We start from the raw sequence: 20,784 nt of genomic DNA, 5'->3' as shown, positions 1-20,784 counted from the left end.
ATCTTTCATTAAGTCCCTCCTTTTGGAGCTACTCTCTATTATTTCGCTAATGAAATATAGGAAAAAATACCTTATATTTAAAAACTTGACTATTACATTATTACGAAATACCCAAATTCTTTTCGTATTTTTGCGCCAAATTTACAAAACTATATGTTAACAGTATCTAACTTATCTTTACAATTCGGGAAAAGAGTTCTTTTTGACGAGGTAAATATTATGTTTACCAAAGGAAACTGCTACGGGATTATCGGAGCAAACGGTGCGGGGAAATCTACATTCCTTAAAATATTAACAGGAAAGCAGGATCCTACTACAGGGCATGTATCTTTGGAGCCGGGGAAAAGAATGTCAGTATTGGAACAGGATCACTTTGCTTACGATCAATTTACTGTTCTTGAGGCTGTTTTAAGAGGAAACAAGAAATTATTCGAGATAAAAGAGGAAATGGATTCTTTATATGCTAAAGAAGACTTTTCTGACGAAGACGGAATCAAAGCTGGTGAATTAGGTGTAATCTATGATGAAATGGGGGGATGGACTGCGGAATCTGATGCACAGACCATGCTTTCAAATGTGGGCATTAAAGATGATATGCACTGGCAAATGATGAGTGAGCTTGAGAACAAGGACAAAGTAAAAGTTCTTTTGGCTCAGGCGCTTTTTGGAAATCCTGATGTACTGATCCTGGATGAACCTACGAATGACCTTGATATTGATACAATTTCATGGTTAGAAGATTTCCTTGCGGATTATGAAAATACAGTGATCGTGGTTTCTCACGACCGTCACTTCCTGGATACGGTTTGTACGCACATCGGAGATTTAGATTATGCCAAACTTAACCTTTATACAGGTAACTATACTTTCTGGTACCAGGCTTCTCAGCTAGCAACAAGACAAAGAGCCCAGGCAAATAAAAAAGCAGAAGAAAAGAAGAAAGAACTTCAGGACTTCATCGCAAGATTCAGCTCAAACGTTGCAAAAGCAAAACAGGCTACAGCAAGAAAGAAAATGATTGATAAACTGAACATCGATGATATTAAGCCTTCTTCAAGAAGATATCCTGCCATTATTTTTGAAATGGAAAGAGAAGCAGGAGATCAGATCCTAGATGTAAAAGGTCTTGAAAAAACAAAAGACGGAGAATTATTATTCTCAAACATTGATCTGAATCTTAAGAAGGGTGATAAAGTAGCTGTACTTTCTAAAAACTCTTTGGCAATTACAGAATTTTTCGAAATCTTAGCAGGAAATGTTGAAGCAGACAAAGGAACTGTGGCCTGGGGAGTTACCACCAACCAATCTCACATGCCTTTGGATAACACCAATTTCTTCCAGGAAGACATCAACCTTGTTGACTGGTTGAGACAATTCACTAAAAATGACGAAGAGCGCCATGAAGAATTCGTAAGAGGATTCCTGGGAAGAATGCTTTTCTCTGGTGATGAAGCTTTAAAATCATGTAAAGTACTTTCCGGAGGTGAAAAAATGAGATGTATGTTCAGCAGAATGATGCTTCAGAAAGCCAACATTCTGTTATTGGATGAACCTACCAACCACCTGGATCTTGAAAGTATCACAACCCTGAACAACTCGTTGTCTAATTTCAAAGGAAACCTTTTACTGGCATCTCATGACCACGAAATGCTTTCAACGGTTTGTAACAGAATCATTGAACTGACTCCAACAGGAATCATTGACAGAGAAATGACTTACGATGAATATCTTGCTGACAAAAAAGTAAAAGAACTTAGAGAGAAAATGTATGCTTAATTTTTTAAGACAACATTAAAAATCTATATAAAGAAATTCCTCAAAGATAACTTTGAGGAATTTTTATTTTTCTTAGTAACCAATAATTACTTTGTAAGTTTAGTTTTAGGAATAGCAATGGTTCCCGGATCTTTCCAAAGACCATCTTTTTCTGCTCTCTTTTTGATAGCCTGAGCTCTTTTTTCACTATCCGGGTGAGAATTGAACATTTTCTCAAAACCGGTCTGAGTACTTCCTTCCGAAAGCAAAGCCAGTTTTTTAAATGCAGAATAAGCTCCTACTACATTATAGTTATTAGCCTTCATAAAATCGTAAGAATAGGTATCTGCTTCTGATTCCTGTTTCTTGCTGTGTGAAGCATCTAAAAAGTCATTGGCCATCTTCCCTATCTGGCTGTCATTCAGCGCAGCCACAGTTCCTGATGCAGATGATGCCGCATCCAGAGCTGCTGCCTTCATGTAAGCAGATTTAATGGCATCTTTGGTATCCTGATTTTTTACGTGACCGATTTCATGCCCGATTACTGCAAGTATTTCATCATCCGTCATGATATCCATTAACGAAGAAAATACACGGACACTTCCGTCTGCACATGCAAAAGCATTGATATCTTTTACTTTGTAAACTTTATAGTTCAGAGTAAGTCCGTCCTGGGATTTGTGCTTTGCGAAAAGCTTGTTCAGTCTAACCGTATATGGATCTTTTGGTCCCGCAACCGGGTTGTTCTTATCCATCCAGTCAACAGACTCTTTGGATAGTTTAACGGCATCCTCATTGGTAAAAGTAAGAGCTTTTGTTCCTTTCGAAACAATGCCAGCAGCTTTTCCAAGGTTAATTTTCTGTGCTGATACAGCATTCATGGCCCCTAAGAATAAAAGGCACAGTGTAATTTTTTTCATGATCATTTTTAATTTGGATCGCGAAGATAGATATTTTTTTCAACAATCAGTAAATCAACTTCATACTTAATCATTTCAAAATGCTATTTTTTTTCCTTATTTTTGTGAAATGAGTCAGAAATGGATTTACAAGCCCGAACCCGATGAGGAAGTTGTGGACAGATTAAGTTCGTCACTTGGTTTTGGTACTTTTGAATCTAAACTCCTTGTTTTAAGAGGAATTGACAATTATCAAAAGGCCAGGGAATTCTTCAAGCCAAACCTCAACGATATACACAGCCCGTTTTTAATGGCAGATATGCAGAAAGCAGTAGAACGCATTGCAACTGCAATTGAAAATGGTGAAAAAATATTGGTTTACGGAGATTATGATGTAGACGGAACCACAGCTGTTGCGTTAATGTACCTTTACCTCAGCAAAATTGTTGAGAAAAAATATTTAGACTATTATATTCCGGACAGGAATTCCGAAGGATACGGAATTTCCACAGAAGGTATTGATTTTGCCAAAGAAAATGGTTTTTCCCTGATCATTGCTTTAGACTGCGGTATCAAGGCGATAGATATGATCAACTATGCAGGGGAACAAAATATTGATTTTATTATCTGCGACCATCACCTTCCGGGTGAAGAAATCCCCAATGCAGCTGCCGTTCTGGACCCTAAAAGGACCGATTGCAGGTATCCTTTTAAGGAACTTTCAGGATGTGGTGTAGGCTTTAAACTATGCCAGGGACTTAATACCATTTATAAAATTCCGGAAGCTGAATTATTTGAACTTACAGATCTTCTGGCTATTTCCATTGCCGCAGATATTGTTTCTATGACAGGTGAAAACCGTGTACTTGCCAAAATGGGACTTAAAGTTCTCCGAAAGACAAGAAATCTCGGTTTAAGATTACTAATTCCCGAGGACAAATTATCTCATTTCGAAATTTCAAATATCGTTTTTGAAATTGCACCAAAAATTAATGCAGCAGGAAGAATTTCGCATGGAAAAGCAGCTGTGGAGCTTATGGTTTCCGATAATCTTAAGCATGCCAACCAGATTGTTGGTGATATTATGAACCTTAATGATGAAAGGCGTGAACTGGATATGAATTCCACGCTTTCTGCCCTGAATCAGATTGTTGAATCCCAGCAGCAGACAAAATATTCCACCATTGTTTATCACCCTGAATGGAACAAAGGAGTAATCGGTATTGTAGCGTCTAGACTTATTGAAACTTATTATAAACCTACCCTGGTATTCACTGACGGTAATAATGGGGAAATGGTAGCTTCTGCGAGATCAGTTTCGGATTTTGATGTTCATGAAGCCCTTGATATGTGTTCTGAATATTTCCTGAAGTTCGGTGGGCATCACGCTGCCGCGGGACTTTCTATGGAAAAGGACAAATTTGAGGCTTTCAAAATAAAATTTGAAAAAATAGTCTCTGAAAAAATTAAAGAACACCAGCAGGAACCTTCCATCACTATTGATTCTGAAATTAAAGTGGATGAGATCAACAGGGAATTCATCAATTTTCACAGAAAACTGGCTCCGTTTGGCCCTCATAATATGAAACCTATTCTTACACTGACTGACCAAAAATTGTCCGGCTATGTAAAAACCATGGGAAAAGACAACAATCACCTGAAGTTCTACATCAAGCAGGAATCTACCGGAAGAAATATAGAATGTGTAGGCTTCAAACTGGGGCAATTTATTGAAGATTTTAAAAATAAGAATTTTGATCTTGCCTTTACCTTAGAGGAAAATCACTGGAAAGGCAATGTCACTCACTATTTAAACATAAAAGATGTAAAGTTCAGGGATTAGTTACTGCTACCTGTTACCTAACATCTGCTACCTGGCATAACAATGAAAAAAGTCGGTTTATTTTTCGGTTCTTTCAACCCTATCCATATCGGACATTTAATTTTAGCTAATTACATTCTTGAGAATTCTGATATGGATGAATTATGGTTCGTTGTGAGTCCGCAGAACCCGTTTAAGGATAAAAAATCCCTTCTGAAAGATCATAACAGACTGGATATGGTACAGCTTGCCGTAAAAAGCTATCCGAGAATGAGAGCATCCAACGTAGAATTTTCCTTACCTAAACCGAGCTATACGATTGATACACTCACTTATCTTCATGAAAAGTATCCTGATTATTCTTTCAGCCTGATTATGGGGGAAGATAACCTGGATGGTCTTCATAAATGGAAAAACTCTGATATCCTGATTAAAAATCATCACATTATTGTTTATCCGAGGGTTTTTGAAGGTGAAAAGAAAGATTCCGAGTATCTTCAGCATGAAAATATTTCTATGATCAAAGCTCCGGTTATTGAACTTTCCGCTACGGAAATCAGGAATATGATTAAAGAAGGCAAAAACGTACGTCCTATGCTTCCACCGGAAGTTTTTGAATATTTGGACGGAAGCAGTTTTTATAAGTAATTTTGCAGTTCAGATAATAGGTTTAAGGAATCTGGGCTTAGGCTTATAATTCATAACTATTGCTCATCATTTTTAAGTTGCAACATGGAATTTCTCGAAAAATTATTCTCAAAATATCCTCAGGAAAAAGTGATCAAATGGTTTAAGCAAATCTGTTTGGCTGAAGCTGTTTCATGGTTTTTCCTGTTCACAGCCATGACATTGATACGCATTGATCCGGAAGGTACTTTCGCAATTGTATATATCAGTACTATTGGCAGCATTCACGGGTTATTTTTTACACTTTACCTGTTATTTTTACCTGCAATAAGAAAAATATATACGTGGGATGATGAAGACAGCGTTTTTGCTTTAATCGCTGCATTCTTCCCGTTTGCCACTATCTGGATTGACAAAAAGTTAGCGCGCTTCGACAGGGAATAACAATACAACATAAAAAAAGGACCGTTTCGGTCCTTTTTTGTTTAATTATGATTCGTCAGGATTAAAGATCCCTTATTACATGCCCATTTGCTGTAAAAGTATGGTTTCCGTTTGTATCAGTGTAAGTTCCGTTTACAGTAAAATCAATGTAAGTTCCTGCCGCTCCGAAATTAGTCACCTGAACCACTACATTTCCTGTAGAAGGATTGAAATATCCCCCGGAAAACTCAAAAAGATAATCTGCATTGAAGCTTCCCGGAACTCCAAGCATATTATTCTGAGTCATAAAGAAAGCATTTCCGGCAGTTGATGTAGAATTAATTCTTAATTGTTTTGCAATGATATTCGGACTGGTTGAAGTAAGACCGGACCATTGGGCGTTGATATTCCCGAAAACATATTTTACATTTTGATTATCAATTTTATAGCTGATAAATTCACTTACCGAATTACAAACCGAAAGATTGTTAAAATTCATAACCGGTAAATTGGCTGTAAAAGGTATTTCTCCTGAGGTCTGAAGATTAGTATAATCATATCCTTCCAGAATAAACTGCGGATTGGCCGTACATGAATAAACATTAAATGAAAAATTACCTGTACTGCTTACCGGAACTGAGGTGTACTGAAAATAATTGGTACCGGCTGCAGGTCTTAAAAGTACATAACCGTCCGTAACATCAGTATTGGTACATGTTTTCAGATTACCCTGTATAATATACTGATTCCCTGTAGAAATTACCGTAATATCGGGTAATGTCATGGTGGTTCCCACTGTTACAGGTGCTACATTTGAAGTGTAAACTACAGTATTACAAACATCGTATACTTTCAGGGTAAGAGTTTCATTGGCGGGAATAATCCCTGTTACTGTTCCCATATTATCTGTCATTCCATAGGTTTCATAGCTCTGGCTGCTTCTTTTTAAAGCTACTTTTGCATTTACCATTGGTAATCCGGCGGGATTTTTCACCGTTACTTTCAGGATGGCCTGCGGAAACTGGGCATCACAGTTCCACCATGAGAAATGGCTCACTGTTCCTACATAAGTATTTCCAACCTTTGTTGCGGAACCTTCTTCATTCCACATTCCTGTGTTTTCATTATACGACCACAGTGGAATTGTATTGGGGGAAGTTGAAGTTTGTGAAGCATCGATAGGCACCGTCATTTCAGCGGTGTGCCCGTTTGCAATCTGTAATTTCTGTCCTGAACTTCCTGTAAGCTGAACATGCACCATTCCAAACGTTTCCATGATTCTTGCATTTCCGCCGGAATTGGCTGCGAGAAGGGAACCGGGCATTAATTCAGTCAGATACGGATTGGATGATGCTAAATTATACAATGCAACATTCACACTTCCGCTGTAAGTATTTCCGGCTGCATCTTTGAAGCTTCCATCGAATTTCACTTTTGTTCCGTTAGGCAAAGATACTGTAGAAGTTGTTCCTGAATTAATGCTGGCCGTTGTAGCTGCAGGAATCATCATAATATTCACACGGTTGATTCCATTTGTGGGAACCATAACTCTTGAACCGTCTATAAATCCGGGTTTTGTTACTTTTACAAGGGCAAAGTTTTCCTTCACCTCTGCATTTTTAAATGTAAAAAAGCCTTTGAAATTTGTCTGCGCCGTGCTTGATCCTATGGTTACCGTTGCCCCGCTTACAGGATTTCCTCCGGTATCAAGGACTACTCCCTGAAAGTTTCTTTGTACTGTATTTCCAAAATTAAAATTAGATTCAGGGGTTACACTGTTGTCATCAATGTCTAAGGATGTTTCATTTTTACATGAAAACATTAGCAATAATAACAAAAATAGGGGATAAAATTTTCTCATATGTTATTAATTTTTAGTTTATACTAAATTAATCATAAAATAAATATGACGCCATTTTTACTTAATTTTTCATATACTATTTTTTAAATCAAATTAATTTTTAATCTCCGGTGTAACAAACCTTCATGTTGAACTGTCTAATTATGTAGAAAGTAAAAAGCAGTTTCAATTTTTATATGAAATTTTAGCACCTGTAAATCAATAAGTTAAATTAACGATATAAATATTTTAAGTACTTTGTATTGCATGATACTATTTTTATTATATATCTTTGTAATGTTAAATAATCATTCATACAAGCTATTAAACAACTCTAAAAAATAATCATCATGAAAACTCAGATTCTCATTGCCGCCTTATTCTTCAGTGGACTTGCCGCTGCCCAGCAGACAAAAGATACCCTGAAAGTAAAAAACATTGAAGCTGTCAATATCAAGAAGCAGGTTTTCAAAAAACAAAGTGACCGTTTCATTTATGACGTGGCTTCCTCTCCTATTGCCAAAGGAACCAATACGTTCAATCTTTTGAAACAAACACCAATGGTATCAAGCATTGATGGAAAATCGTTGAAGATCATGGGAAAATCTGATGTAGTGGTATACATCAACAACAAGAAAACCAATATGGATGCCGAAGCATTGATAGAAATGCTGAAAGGAACTCCATCGGAAGATATACAGAAAATTGAGGTAATTACAACTCCGGGAAGCGAATTCCAGGTAGAATCCAATGAAGGGGTTATTAATATTGTAATGAAGAAGAATAAAAATGACGGCTACAACGGAACTCTTAAAATGAATAACGAGCAGGCTTATTATAACAATCCTTCTGCAGGTGCCTCATTCAATTTCAGAAAGAATAAATGGTCTGTAAACTCCAATTTCAATACGGGAAGCTGGACGGACAGAGAAAGATATACGCTCTCAAACGGAGATTCCACTTTTAGAAATGAATCTTTAGGCTATAATGATGATCCGAATAAAAATGTAGGCGGAAGCGTGAACATCGACTATGAAATCAATAAGAAACACAGTTTAGGGTTTACGTACAATATGAGGTATAATAAAAGTTTCAACTCTATTCTTGATGTAACCAATTGGGAAGACGGTGTTCTTGAAAACAGAACGATCAATCATGAGGATGCACAGACGAGAAATCACTCTTTCAATTTGAATTATGAGATAAAGACAGATTCTATCGGGAGCAAACTTACTTCCAATATTTCTTATCTGTGGTTTAACAGGGATAAAATGAGTGTAAACAAAAGTTATCCGCTGACCAATACCTCTGAAATTGATGAGAACAGCGCATACAGTGCATTGAGACAATCTGTCCCACAGATCATCAATAATTATGCTGCCAACATCGACTATCTTAAAAAGACCGCTAAGGGCCATACCTGGCTGATGGGAGTAAGCTACAATCACACAAATACGGATAATGACACAAGACAGGATATCCTTGTAGACGACGATTTTGTGAATGATATTAACCAAACCAATCACTTTATTTATAAGGAAAGAATCCTGGGAGCTTATATTACCTATGAAAGAAAACTGAGTGAAAAATTTTCAGGAAAAATAGGTGCCCGGTATGAAATGACGAGAAGCAGCGGCGAAATTCTTGGAAAGACAAGTTTCGACAGAAATTATAACAATCTTCTTCCTTATCTTAACCTGAACTACGCCATCAGCTCAGATCATAATCTTAGCTACAGCTTTTCCAGCAGGATCAGAAGACCGAGATTCTGGGAGCTGAATCCTTCAAGAACTTATTTTACACCAACCAACTATACACAGAATAATCCTTTCGTACTGGCTTCCAAGTTCTACAATCAGGAAATCAGTTATATGTACAAAAATGCATTTTTTGCCAACCTCAGCTTTAATTATGTGGAAGATGCATCGAACCAGATTCCTCTTCAGGGAAGCGTAACGGGGCTACAGGATGATGAAAACGGAAATCCTGTAATGACTACTACGAAATTCTTAAGATACATCAGAACCAACTATGGAAACAATAAGCAATTCGGGCTGACTTTAGGAATGAACAAATCCTGGTTCAAAGAAATCTGGACAACCAATTATTCGGTGAATTTAGGATACAGCATCTACAAAGGTACAGTATCTGAGGACCCTACTTCGGTTCCGGTTCCGGGGCAAACAGAGGTGATTGATCCGTATGTAATCAATTTCAAGAACTTCAATATATCCGGTAATATCAATAACAACATTCGCCTTTCTTCAAATAAGGACTGGTTCCTGGGAATCAATTATTACTACGGAAGTAAAGTAAAGATTGAAAGCGGAACATTGGGTGTAAGACAGAGCTTTGATGTAAGCTTAAAGAAAATCATGGGAAACTGGACTTTTGTGGCTGAAGTGTATGACCTATTCAACCAGAACTTCAACAGTATCCAGGGAATCCAGCCTAACGGAAGCTACAATAATGTTGTCAATTTCGAATACTCAAGAATCCTGAACATTGGGGTAACCTACAATTTCGGGAACCAGAAGCTGAAAAAGGCACGAGAAATGAAATCGGCCAACGATGCTATAAAATCAAGGACTTAAGTCTGATATAAAAATTTATACCACATCCTCACTTAAATAAGAAGAATCATGAAAAAGATAATCATACTGGCAGCAGCCATCTCAGGAAGCGTAGTTTTTGCACAGGAAAAAAAATCAGACACTGTAAAAACAAAATCCATAGAAGGAATCACCCTTACCAAACAGGTTTTCAAAAAACAAAGTGACCGTTTTGTGTATGATGTTGCAGCTTCCCCGGTTGCCAAAGGAAATACTACTTTTGATCTGTTGAAGCAGACTCCGCTTCTTTCCTCAACAGATGATAAAACGTTAAAGATTGCCGGAAAAAATAATGCCCTGATCTACATCAACGGAAGAAAAACCAATATGGATGCCGAGTCTCTGGCTCAGTTCCTGAAAAATACACCGGCTGAAAATATCCAGAAGATTGAAGTGATTACGGTTCCGGGAAGTGAATACCAGGTGGAATCTTCAGACGGGATCATCAATATTGTTTTGAAAAAGAAAATGAGCGACGGTACAAACGGCAATATGAGATTCTCCAATACCCAGAACAAATACAATTCCAGCCAGGCAAGTTTTTCCGTGAATTACCGTAAAGATAAACTTGGAATCAGTGCCAACCTCAACGGCGGAGAAAGTATCCAGCCTCAGAGTTATATTTTAAGAAACGGTACGGATCAGATGAAAAATGAGTCTGTAGGTAACATCGATGATCCGAATAAAAACATCGGTGGCTATTTAAATATTGATTATCAGCTGAATGATAATAATAATTTAGCTTTATCCTGGAATTCATGGGCCAACAGAAGCTATGATTCTACGATTGATCTGTTCAATACCCTAACTCAGCCTAATGAAGATGGAATCCTTGAAACCAACTATACAAGAACAAAAAACAGGGAAGATGCCCGAAATTATAACAACTCGGTTAACCTGAACTACGAATTAAAACTTGATTCTCTCGGAAGCAAGCTGAACGTAAATGCAGCCTATCTTATTTATAAAAGATTCCAGTTTTCAAAAAACAATACCATGCTTCCCGGCATAACCAACTGGAGTGATTTTTCAAGAACCGGGAAAACAATTGTTCAGGATATTCCGCAGATCATCAATAATTTTTCGGGAACGGCAGATTATATCCAGAAATTTAAAAATGACTTCACATTCTCCGCAGGAGGAAATTTTAATAAAACAAAAACGGATAACGATACAAAAAATCTTACCTACGATTATACATATGATGATCTCGGCCATCTGACCGGTACAACAACCAGCCCGGAACTTAACCATTTTATCTACGATGAAAATATTTACGGACTTTACCTGACATTTGAAAAGAAGTTCTCTGATAAATTCTCAGGAAAGATTGGAGCAAGGTATGAAATTACCAACAGTTTAGGCACAGCAGACAGCCCTACCAATCCTATAGAATCTCAAAGACATCAGACCATTAAAAGAAATTACAATAATTTTCTGCCGTACTTAAGCTTCAATTACGCGATTAATGACAAGAACAATATTTCCTATTCATTCTCAAGCAGAATGAGAAGACCAAGCTTCTGGGAGCTGAATCCGGTAAGAAATTACATCACTGAATATAATTATACCCAAAACAATCCTTTTGTGAAGGCATCATCGACTTACAACCAGGAATTGACGTATATGTATAAAAATTCATATTTCCTGATTCTGAACCACTCCTACCTTAAAGATCAGATCACACAGGTTCCTTTGCAAGGGTTCACAAAAACAACTGACGGACAGGTAAGTGACCAGAGCGTGCTTCGCTATATCAGGACCAATTTCGGTGACAGACAGGAAATGTCCGCTATGGTGGGAATTCAGAAGACTTTCTTCAAACAGTATTTAACCCTGAATTTCAATGCGGGAATTCAGCATAATATCAATAACGGCTCTTTGTCTGAAGATCCTACCACAGGTGAAACTTTTGTAGATAAAGAGGGAAAGCCTTTAGTATATACCAATCATGTAAAATCAACAAGTTTCATTGTGACCAGCAACAATACGCTACGTCTGGACAAAAAGAAAACCTGGTTCCTGGGAGTTAATTATTTCTTTGTTGACAAACAGCAGATTGAACTGGGAATGCTGAAAAACCTGATGAGCTTAGACTTAAGCATCAAGAAAAACTGGAACGACTGGACTTTCGCCGTAAATCTTAATGATGTATTAAGAACCAATGTTGTGGAAATTGAGGATTACCAGCCCAACGGAAATTATAACTACATCAGAAACGATCAGTACAGAAGAAGCGTAACCGTAAGCCTTACTTACAACTTCGGAAACCAGAAAGTGAAAAAGGTAAGAGACATAGAAGGCGCATCGGATGCCATCAAGAGCAGAACAAGATAAAGAACTATCATTCTTCATATTCAATTCAATTATTTTTTGTGGTAAAAGCCCGCCGGAATTTCCGGCGGGTTTTCTATCTTTATGATTATGTATAAAAGTTTCATCACCATTCTGTATTTTCTTTTGATCTGCTTCCTCTGGACCGGATGCAAGGAAAAAACCATTAATCTTGGAGAAAACATTTCTTTTGAATTGGAAAAAGATATTTCTTACGGAAATGATTCCCAACAAAAATTAGATCTTTATACTCCTAAAAACAGGAACTCAATAAAAGGGGTCTTTGTGATTATTCACGGAGGAGGCTGGAAGGCTGGAAACAAGTCTGACCTGACATTTTTTACGCTTTCAATGATGAAAAAATTCCCTGATTATGCTTTTGCCAATATGAATTACAGACTGGCAGATAATGATTCCTTTATTCTTCCCAACCAGACAGAAGACATTGACAATGCTTTAGATTTATTGGTTAAGAAATCCGTGGAAATGAAATTTAAGCCTGAATTTATTTTGCTTGGAAACAGTGCAGGAGCGCATTTATCAATGTTATACGGGTATAACAGCATTTTTGATGATAAGCACAGGACAAAAGTAAAGGCGGTTGTAAATATTGTAGGCCCTGCAGATATAAACAGTGCCGATTTCAGGAATTATTCCGATTATTCTTTTGTTGAAAAACATATGATTGATTCCTCAAAACCAACTCCAACCGACATTACCCATTCAGATATTCCCAATCCTGTTTTCTGGATCAATGAAACATCTCCGCCCACGATCTCTTTTTACGGAAACAATGACCATATTATCCCTTTATCTCAAATGAAAAAGCTGGATTCAGCTCTTATTCAGCATAAAGTAAAGCATGAAACTTATGAATTCAGCGGCGGCCATCTGGATTGGGACAAACCTCCCCACGATCAGTTCCTGATGAATAAAATTGATGCTTTCCTGAAACAGCCTGATAAAAAATAAAACGCTTTGAAAAATTCAAAGCGTTTTTATGTATGTTTTTCTCTTAAGTCAGCCTCAAGAAAATCATTTTTTTAATTTGATTGTTCTTTGCTCTCTGAATTTATTTTCTTTGCGTTTAAAAGTCCGAGCTGCTATTGCAGATTTTATCTTATGATTAAGATTCAAGCTATTTCTATTTTACTCAGATTTTACCACCTCTGTTCTTTCTGAAAGTCCATTGGCATTGAAGGCTTCGATCTGGAAATAATAAGAATCTGTTCTGTCTGCTCCGGTGAAGAAATATTCGTTCTTTCCGTACACCATGATGCTTCCGTACAATTTATCGGGAGATTTCCCCCAATAGATCACGTATCCATCTGCATCCTGGTTTTGCTGCCATTTCATCCAGATGCTTCTTCTTTCTCCGTATTTTTTAGGATCAGCTCTTAAAGGAACAAATCCTTCCACTTTCTTAGGTTTTACCCCAGCTCCTTTTCCAAATACCCTGAAACCGCTTAATGCAAATTTTCCTGTTGGCATTTTCAGGTTTTCCATTTTAAGGAATCTTGCCTGAGCTGGTTTTTCAAGTTCTACATAATCGTGGGGAACGTCTTTGGTATTCTTGCTTTTATCCACAATAACATTCCATTTCTTTCCGTCATTGGATCCGTAGATTTTGTACTGGTGCATTTTTCCGAGGGTTTTTCCCATAAATTCAACGTCCTGATCCGCATAGTTGATCTGAATGGCATTAATGGTAGAAACTTCTCCCAGATCTGTCTGGAACCATTCTCCTGAGCCACCTGTTTTTGCACTCCAATAGGTCTTAATATCCTCATCCACTGCCAAATTCGGCTGATATCCGCCTAAAGTAGATGATACCTGAACAGGTTTATTATAATTTAAAAGCATCCAGCCTGCAAAAAGCCCTTTTGAAAAATCTTTGCCCTGTGCAAATTGCGGAAGATAGGTTGGGTAATCTCCGTAAGCTGTATTGGTATACATTACATCATCTTTATCAAATCCTGCCGGCCAGATTCCGAGCCTTCTTTCAAAATTGTTTTTAGTGGAAATAAAAATTGTTGAAATGTGCCACCAGTTTTTATAATTGTCTTCAAAAGTAGCACCGTGCCCTGCTCCTCTTGCAAAACCTCCCGGTTTGTAAGAGAACGGATTATGCTGCTGGTATTCAAAACCTTCAAGAGGATTTTTACTTACATACACTCCATCAGAATATCCACTGAATTCAGTGGCAGGAGCTCCGTACTGCATATAATATTTCCCGTTGTGCTTGGTCATCCATGCGCCTTCTACAAACGGCTGGAGGAAAACATTGTCGTTATATTCCCCAAATCTTTCCCAACCGTGATCTTCAGGCTTTAATTTAATAATGGGCTTTACAAAACCTTCAGACTGCAGATTTTTAACCTTTACTTCGGTCCCTAATAACGGCCATTCATTACTGGAACCCCAATACAAATAGAGTTTATTTTTATCTTCGTCATAGTGGAATGCAGGATCCCAGGCTCCGACTTTTAAAGTATCCACTGCAATTTTCCAGTCATCTTTGGTAGGATTGGTGCTTTTCCAGATCGGGAAATCCTGTTCCCAGGTAGAGCCATATACGTAAAGAGTGTCTTTCATAGCCCAAACTGCAGGTGCATTCAGGTCATGGATGTATTTATTGTCTCTGAGGAATTTTCTTTTCACAAATTTCCAGTCCAACATATCATCGCTGTACCAGTATCCTTCCTGATTGGTAGAGAAAAGGAATAGTTTATTTTTAAAATTAACGATCACCGGATCAGCTGTGGCGCGGTGTTTTCCCTGTTTTGAGAATACTTCGAACGGCGTATAGCCATAATCTATATTTATAGGGTTACAAAATGTTTTCTGCTGGGCTCCAACGAACATTCCCAACAAAACAGCGAATGATAAAAAGTACTGCTGTATCTTCATAATTTTTTGCTTAAGGAGCAAATTTAGGTAACTTTTTTGTCTTTTGTCTCAATTTGAATCAATGAAACAGATCAAAAAAATTCCGGCCTTGTTCCAAGGCCGGAAAATATTTCTAATCAATTGATTCTTAAAGCTATTATTTTTTCGGAAGAAAAACCTCCGCCAGCATACATCTGGCACTTCCTCCTCCATTCACTTCTATTGTATTCAGGTCTGAGTAAATGATTTCACAGTACTTTTCAATTGCTGCAACCTGTTCAGCTGTTAAAGACTGATAAGCTGTCTGGCTCATCACCAAAAACTTCTGTCCTTCTTTGTTTTGAACCTGAAGCATATTTCCTGCAAACTGCTGCATCTGTTCTTCTGAAATTTCAACGATTTCCTTACCTGAGTTCTTAATGGTTTCAATTACTTTCTCTCTTTCCAGCTCATCATCGATACAATCAAGGCAAATCACTACAAATTTATCTGCTACACACATCATAACATTGGTGTGATAGATAGGCAGCCTTTCTGTTCCCACCGTTTGATAAGAATGAAAAACTACAGGTGTAAAGCCATATTTTTCACAAAATGCTCTGAACAGATTTTCATCAAGCCTTAAGGAAACTGAGCCATACGCCAATTTATTATCGTGATCGAAGATCATACTTCCTGTTCCTTCCAGGAAATGTCCCTGTGTTTCTGAGAATGACCAGTCATCAATTTCGGAAACTTCAAATCCCTGGTTTTCGATACTTTCAATAATATCATCTCTTCTTTCCACTCTTCTGTTGGAAGCAAACATAGGGTATAAAACTACTTTCCCATCTTTATGAAAGCTTACCCAGTTATTCGGAAAAATGGAATCCGGTGTGTGAGGGTCTAATGTGTCTTTTATGGTAATAACATTAACTCCTCTGCTTCTCAGCTTCGCCACAAAAGTGTTGAATTCAGCCAAAGCTTTAGACTGAACATCTGAATCTTTCTGCTCTACCTGAAAATAATTGTTTTCTGCTGTTTCAGCGTTGTAACCGAAGGCAATCGGCTCTATCATTAATACTGTATCTGTTGTCTGCATGTTTTTGAATTTAAAAATTAAAAGATTGAAGGATTAAAAGATTATCAATGAGCTATCTAAATCTTTAATCAATCTACTCTCTTACTAAAGGCATTGTTGAACATCTTAACAGTCCTCCCATTTTAGAGATTTCCCTGTAAGGGATTTCCTCAACTGTCATTCCCCATTCGTTCCTCAGATGGTTGTTCATTCTTGTAAATGTTTTATCTGAAACCACAACTTCCGGGGAAATGGAGAAAATATTCGGGAACATTTCAAACATTTCCTCATCGTTAAGGTGAAAGCAGTTTTCTTCTCCGAAAATATCAACAATCAGACGGTAATCACTTTCATCCACAAATCCGTTTTTATAAATAAGACACTTATCTTTTCCCACCGGGTTAAAAGTACAGTCCAGGTGTAAGATCCCTTCAAACGGAACCTTGTCATTCTTCTTTAATTCCAGGTCGATAATTCTTTTCTTTGGAAAGTATTCTTTCAGAATTTCAATAGCATATTCGTTGGTTCTTGCCGTTTTATAATTTCTGTAATCTTCACTGAAACATGTTCCTATAAAAAGGAAATCGTCCCACACAATTACATCTCCACCTTCAATATGGGCCGTTTCGGGAAGATTGATAATTTTTCTCCACGCTACTTTTTCAAAAACTTTTTTATAGGCATCCTGTTCATCTGCTCTGTCTGCAATTACGTTTGAAATGATCATTTTATCATCAATCACAAAAGCTACATCTCTTGAAAAAACCTGGTTGTAATCTTTGATAATACTTGGTCTAAGCACTTCCACATCATATTTTTTCAATACAGCTTCAAAAGCATTCATTTCGTTGATAATATCCGCTTCTTTGGGATACATATTATGTTCGATGGAGTAATATGACTTGGCATCATAGCTTTCCTCCAGTGTGGGAACGGCTCCCATTGAATTAGGCTGGCCTAGAACAACTGATTTCAGCCTGCCCGTTTCGTTTTTAATGTTTAGTTTCATAAAGATTTATGCAATACTACAAATATAAGTAAAGGTCTCTATCTGGAAAACTTTTGATTTGTTTTATGCATCAAATTTGATTTTAATATTACTTATTTCAGTCTTTGACTCTATATTTCGGTAAATAATTTTACATATAATTTCACAATGACATTATATTTCTTAAAAAAAACATCTACAACTAACTATATTTCATCTACATAAGAGGTAAAAAACAGTATATTTTACAAAATAAATTCATATCTTAGTGATATAATTCTGATGGAATTAAAACTTAACTATTAACACCAAAAAATCAAAATCATGAACAAGAAAAATCCTGTGCTTAAAAATGCACAAAAATTAGGAAGAAACGAACAGAAATCAATCGTAGGAGGTATTGGTCCAATCAGACCAAGATATTGCTGCGAATGGGACGAAAATGGGAACTGTACGATCTGGACGTGCGGAAACTGTGTTTGTCCATAATAGAAAAATTAATAAACCTGCTTTTAATAAGCAGGTTTTGTTTTATCACCGACTTTGCAGGTTAGATTTACTTTATCAACCGCTGTAAAATTACTTTTTTTAAGCGTTCTTCATTTTTATCTCCCCATTCTCCCAAAACAGAAATTACCGGAACCAAAGAGTTTCCAAATTCCGTAAGACTGTATTCAACTTTGGGAGGGACAACCGGATAAATTTTCCTGGTAATCAGCTCATGCTCTTCTAGCTCTTTCAACTGCATATTCAGAACACGCCGGGATGCATCGGGTATTTTTTTCTGCAATTCACTTGGTCTTTTAAATCCTTCATTGATAAACCAAAGCAAACGTATTTTCCATTTTCCGTACAGAACTTCTCCTATCAGGTCAAGCCCACAGTTCAGATTGGGTAAAATTTTTCTTTCATACATAAAAACAAATGTAATTCAATGGTACAAAAACTGCAATAGGGGATTAATTTATCCCTATGTGAATCGTATTTCCGTACTTGTATAAACCTCTTATACGGCTGAAATTTGTACAAAAAAGAAATGACAAAATTATTTGATTTCAACAATGAATTATCTGATAAAATTGCTCTGGTAACAGGAGGAACCAAAGGAACAGGGAAAGCTATTGCAGAAAGACTTTCAAAAGCCGGCGCAACGGTAATTATTACAGCCAGGCATCATCCCGGAAGTATGGATGAAAAACTTCATTTCATCACAGCTGATTTAAGCAGGCCTGAAGGAAATGAAAAGCTGGTAAAAGAAATTTTATCATCTTTCGGAAGGCTGGATATTCTGATTAACGCACTTGGCGGTTCAGAAACTCCGGGTGGTGGTTTCGCTGTTCTGAATGATAAGGACTGGGAGAACACCATCCAAACGAATCTTCTGGCTCCTGTCCGTTTAGACCGAGGTTTTTTACCTCAAATGCTGGAACGCAGAGATGGAGTTATCATTCATATTGCGTCTATCCAGGGGAGATTGCCTTTGTTTGATTCTACACTGCCTTACGCAGCAGCTAAAGCCGGCCTGATTAATTACAGTAAAGGTTTATCAAAAGAAGTTTCTCCTAAAGGTGTCCGCGTTCTTACTGTTTCTCCGGGCTGGATCATGACTTCTTCTGCAACCAAAATGATGGAACGTATTGCGGAAAGTTCAGAAACTACTATTGAAGAAGCTACACAAAGTGTTATGGATGCTTTAGGTGGAATTCCTATCGGCAAGCCTGCACAACCTGAAGATATTGCAGAGTTTGTAGGATTTCTGGTTTCACCACGGGCCAAGTATTTAACCGGAACGGAATATGTGATTGATGGCGGAACTATTCCCACAATTTAATTAATTAAAAAATTTATAAATATGATGATACCTGATATTTTAAAAGAATTACTGAAAGCCCAGGAACATTTTGACAGTGTTTTATATTCTAATTGTTTTTCGGAAGAGGCGCTGGTTTTTGATGAAGGCAAAACTTATAGAGGAAGAGGCGAGATAAAGGACTGGAATGAAAGATCCAATAAGGAATATCAATCTAAAATGGAAATTATTGATATTTCCACTGAAAATGAAGTTATTATTTTAAGGACAAATGTTTCCGGTACTTTTGATGGCAGCCCAATTACATTGAAATTTCATTTTAAGATTGAAAATGAGAAAATTTCAGAATTAAAAATTACGGGTTGATGTAAAAAATTTAATAAAAAATCCCAAAGCTTTCGCTTTGGGATTTTTGTATCTGGAAATCAATATTATCTGTTTGCAATATTGATGTAATCTCTTTGCTGGGCTCCCTGGTAAACCTGTCTCGGTCTTCCGATAGGATCTCCTTTCAGTCTCATTTCTTTCCATTGAGAAATCCATCCCGGTAATCTTCCCAATGCAAACATTACAGTGAACATTTCTGTAGGAATTCCCAGTGCTCTGTAGATGATTCCTGAATAGAAGTCTACGTTCGGATATAGTTTTCTTTCTACGAAGTATTCGTCTTCAAGAGCTACTCTTTCTAACTGCATGGCAATGTCAAGCGCTTTATCCTGAATTCCAAGTGCGTTCAATAGATCATCAGCAGCTTTTTTGATGATTTTTGCTCTTGGGTCGAAGTTTTTGTAAACTCTGTGTCCGAATCCCATCAAACGGAAGCTGTCGTTTTTATCTTTAGCTTTAGCAACATATTTAGATACGTCACCTCCATCTTTTTCAATTAATTCAAGCATTTCGATAACAGCCTGGTTTGCACCCCCGTGAAGTGGTCCCCAAAGTGCAGAAATACCAGCAGAAACAGATGCAAAAAGACCTGTATGAGCAGAGCCTACCATTCTTACTGTAGATGTAGAACAGTTTTGCTCGTGGTCTGCATGAAGAATTAATAATTTATCTAATGCTTCAGTTACCACAGGGTTGATTTCAAACTCTTCGTTTGGTAATCTGAATGCCATTTTGTAGAAGTTCTCAACATAGTTCAGGCTGTTATCTCCGTGGTTAAGCGGCAAACCTAAAGTTTTTCTGTACGTCCAGGCACAAAGGTGAGCAAATTTAGCAATAAGCAATTCTGCAGCTAAATCCATCTCTTCTTTAGAATTTACATTAACAGCTTTAGGATTGAAAGCCGTTAAAGCAGAAGTTAAAGTAGATAAAACTCCCATTGGGTGAGCAGAACGAGGGAAAGCATCGATAATTTTTTTCATCTCCTCTGCTACGAAATTATATTTTTTGATGTTACCGTTGAAGGTATTGAATTGATCTTGAGTTGGTAATTCCCCATGTAATAAAAGGTACATTACTTCTGTGAAGTTTGATTTTTCAGCAATTTGCTCAATTGGATAACCTCTGTAGAATAATTCTCCTTTATCTCCGTCTAAGTAAGTGATGTCGCTAAGGGTAGCTCCGGTGTTTTTGTAACCTAAATCCAGAGTGATTAAACCTGTCTGGTCTCTTAATTTCGAAATATCAATCCCTCTGTCTCCGATAGTACTATCCACAATTGGATATTCATATGAATTACCGTCGTAATTCAATATTACTTTGTTGTCTGACATTATTTAT

17 protein-coding genes are annotated in these 20,784 nt (G+C 37.2%); 10 read left to right on the top strand and 7 right to left on the bottom strand.

Going from position 1 to position 20,784, the window contains the following annotated elements:
- The first annotated feature begins 153 nt into the window (after positions 1 to 153).
- On the top strand, positions 154 to 1,776 hold the full coding sequence (locus tag HNP36_RS14230; protein WP_184164872.1) for an ABC-F family ATP-binding cassette domain-containing protein: 1,623 nt from the start codon (positions 154 to 156) through the stop codon (positions 1,774 to 1,776).
- An 86-nt stretch (positions 1,777 to 1,862) separates the two neighbouring features.
- Here the strand turns inward: HNP36_RS14230 and HNP36_RS14225 are convergent, their stop codons facing one another.
- On the bottom strand, positions 1,863 to 2,675 hold the full coding sequence (locus tag HNP36_RS14225; RefSeq protein ID WP_184164869.1) for a M48 family metallopeptidase: 813 nt from the start codon (positions 2,673 to 2,675) through the stop codon (positions 1,863 to 1,865).
- Between the two features lie 109 nt (positions 2,676 to 2,784).
- On the opposite strand from HNP36_RS14225, the gene recJ reads away from it, so the two are divergent.
- The 3 genes from recJ (at position 2,785) to HNP36_RS14210 (ending at position 5,547) form a co-directional block, all read left to right on the top strand.
- Positions 2,785 to 4,497 carry a single-stranded-DNA-specific exonuclease RecJ gene (recJ, locus tag HNP36_RS14220; protein WP_184164866.1) on the top strand — a complete coding sequence of 571 codons (1,713 nt, stop codon included), beginning with the start codon at positions 2,785 to 2,787 and terminating at the stop codon, positions 4,495 to 4,497.
- Positions 4,498 to 4,539: 42 nt separating this feature from the next.
- Positions 4,540 to 5,124, top strand: a complete 585-nt coding sequence (gene nadD / locus HNP36_RS14215) for a nicotinate (nicotinamide) nucleotide adenylyltransferase (RefSeq protein ID WP_184164863.1) — start codon at positions 4,540 to 4,542, stop codon at positions 5,122 to 5,124.
- 84 nt (positions 5,125 to 5,208) lie between these two features.
- On the top strand, positions 5,209 to 5,547 hold the full coding sequence (locus HNP36_RS14210; RefSeq protein ID WP_184164860.1) for a DUF3817 domain-containing protein: 339 nt from the start codon (positions 5,209 to 5,211) through the stop codon (positions 5,545 to 5,547).
- 61 nt (positions 5,548 to 5,608) lie between these two features.
- Here the strand turns inward: HNP36_RS14210 and HNP36_RS14205 are convergent, their stop codons facing one another.
- Entirely contained in the window at positions 5,609 to 7,387 is a 1,779-nt protein-coding gene (locus HNP36_RS14205) for a carboxypeptidase-like regulatory domain-containing protein (RefSeq protein WP_184164858.1), read from the bottom strand.
- 329 nt (positions 7,388 to 7,716) lie between these two features.
- Between HNP36_RS14205 and HNP36_RS14200 the strand changes: the two genes are divergently transcribed.
- The 3 genes from HNP36_RS14200 to HNP36_RS14190 all read left to right on the top strand — a co-directional run bounded on the left by HNP36_RS14200 (position 7,717) and on the right by HNP36_RS14190 (position 13,284).
- Complete coding sequence (locus tag HNP36_RS14200) at positions 7,717 to 9,960, top strand: outer membrane beta-barrel family protein (protein ID WP_184164854.1); 2,244 nt, start codon at positions 7,717 to 7,719, stop codon at positions 9,958 to 9,960.
- Between the two features lie 48 nt (positions 9,961 to 10,008).
- Complete coding sequence (locus HNP36_RS14195) at positions 10,009 to 12,315, top strand: outer membrane beta-barrel family protein (RefSeq protein WP_184164851.1); 2,307 nt, start codon at positions 10,009 to 10,011, stop codon at positions 12,313 to 12,315.
- An 87-nt stretch (positions 12,316 to 12,402) separates the two neighbouring features.
- Positions 12,403 to 13,284 (top strand): alpha/beta hydrolase, encoded by an 882-nt coding sequence (locus tag HNP36_RS14190; RefSeq protein ID WP_184164848.1) that lies wholly within the window; start codon positions 12,403 to 12,405, stop codon positions 13,282 to 13,284.
- A 177-nt stretch (positions 13,285 to 13,461) separates the two neighbouring features.
- Here the strand turns inward: HNP36_RS14190 and HNP36_RS14185 are convergent, their stop codons facing one another.
- From HNP36_RS14185 to HNP36_RS14175, 3 genes are all read right to left on the bottom strand, one after another.
- On the bottom strand, positions 13,462 to 15,222 hold the full coding sequence (locus HNP36_RS14185) for a discoidin domain-containing protein (protein ID WP_194304138.1): 1,761 nt from the start codon (positions 15,220 to 15,222) through the stop codon (positions 13,462 to 13,464).
- Between the two features lie 136 nt (positions 15,223 to 15,358).
- Positions 15,359 to 16,282 (bottom strand): citrulline utilization hydrolase CtlX, encoded by a 924-nt coding sequence (gene ctlX, locus HNP36_RS14180; RefSeq protein WP_184164845.1) that lies wholly within the window; start codon positions 16,280 to 16,282, stop codon positions 15,359 to 15,361.
- Positions 16,283 to 16,355: 73 nt separating this feature from the next.
- Complete coding sequence (locus HNP36_RS14175; RefSeq protein ID WP_184164842.1) at positions 16,356 to 17,270, bottom strand: dimethylarginine dimethylaminohydrolase family protein; 915 nt, start codon at positions 17,268 to 17,270, stop codon at positions 16,356 to 16,358.
- Between the two features lie 303 nt (positions 17,271 to 17,573).
- Between HNP36_RS14175 and HNP36_RS14170 the strand changes: the two genes are divergently transcribed.
- Entirely contained in the window at positions 17,574 to 17,738 is a 165-nt protein-coding gene (locus HNP36_RS14170) for a hypothetical protein (RefSeq protein WP_184164839.1), read from the top strand.
- 67 nt (positions 17,739 to 17,805) lie between these two features.
- Here HNP36_RS14170 and HNP36_RS14165 read toward each other — a convergent pair whose 3' ends face one another.
- The gene (locus HNP36_RS14165; RefSeq protein ID WP_184164836.1) at positions 17,806 to 18,165 is read right to left on the bottom strand and encodes a winged helix-turn-helix transcriptional regulator; all 360 of its coding nucleotides are present in this window, start codon (positions 18,163 to 18,165) and stop codon (positions 17,806 to 17,808) included.
- A gap of 120 nt (positions 18,166 to 18,285) precedes the next feature.
- Here HNP36_RS14165 and HNP36_RS14160 point away from each other — a divergent pair, with 120 nt between their 5' ends.
- Together HNP36_RS14160 and HNP36_RS14155 are read left to right on the top strand one after the other, a co-directional pair.
- Positions 18,286 to 19,080, top strand: a complete 795-nt coding sequence (locus HNP36_RS14160) for an SDR family oxidoreductase (RefSeq protein WP_184164833.1) — start codon at positions 18,286 to 18,288, stop codon at positions 19,078 to 19,080.
- Positions 19,081 to 19,101: 21 nt separating this feature from the next.
- Positions 19,102 to 19,425, top strand: coding sequence for a nuclear transport factor 2 family protein (locus HNP36_RS14155; protein WP_184164830.1), 324 nt, complete (start codon positions 19,102 to 19,104; stop codon positions 19,423 to 19,425).
- Positions 19,426 to 19,490: 65 nt separating this feature from the next.
- On the opposite strand, the gene HNP36_RS14150 is transcribed toward HNP36_RS14155, so the two are convergent.
- A complete protein-coding gene (locus HNP36_RS14150; protein ID WP_184164827.1) occupies positions 19,491 to 20,777 on the bottom strand; it encodes a citrate synthase in 1,287 nt (428 codons plus the stop codon).
- Positions 20,778 to 20,784: the final 7 nt, after the last annotated feature.

The sequence above is a fragment of the Chryseobacterium shigense genome, from assembly GCF_014207845.1.
Taxonomy (GTDB): domain Bacteria; phylum Bacteroidota; class Bacteroidia; order Flavobacteriales; family Weeksellaceae; genus Chryseobacterium; species Chryseobacterium shigense_A.
Note: the sequence above shows the minus strand (reverse complement) of the source record. Positions and strands in the feature narration are given on the sequence as shown.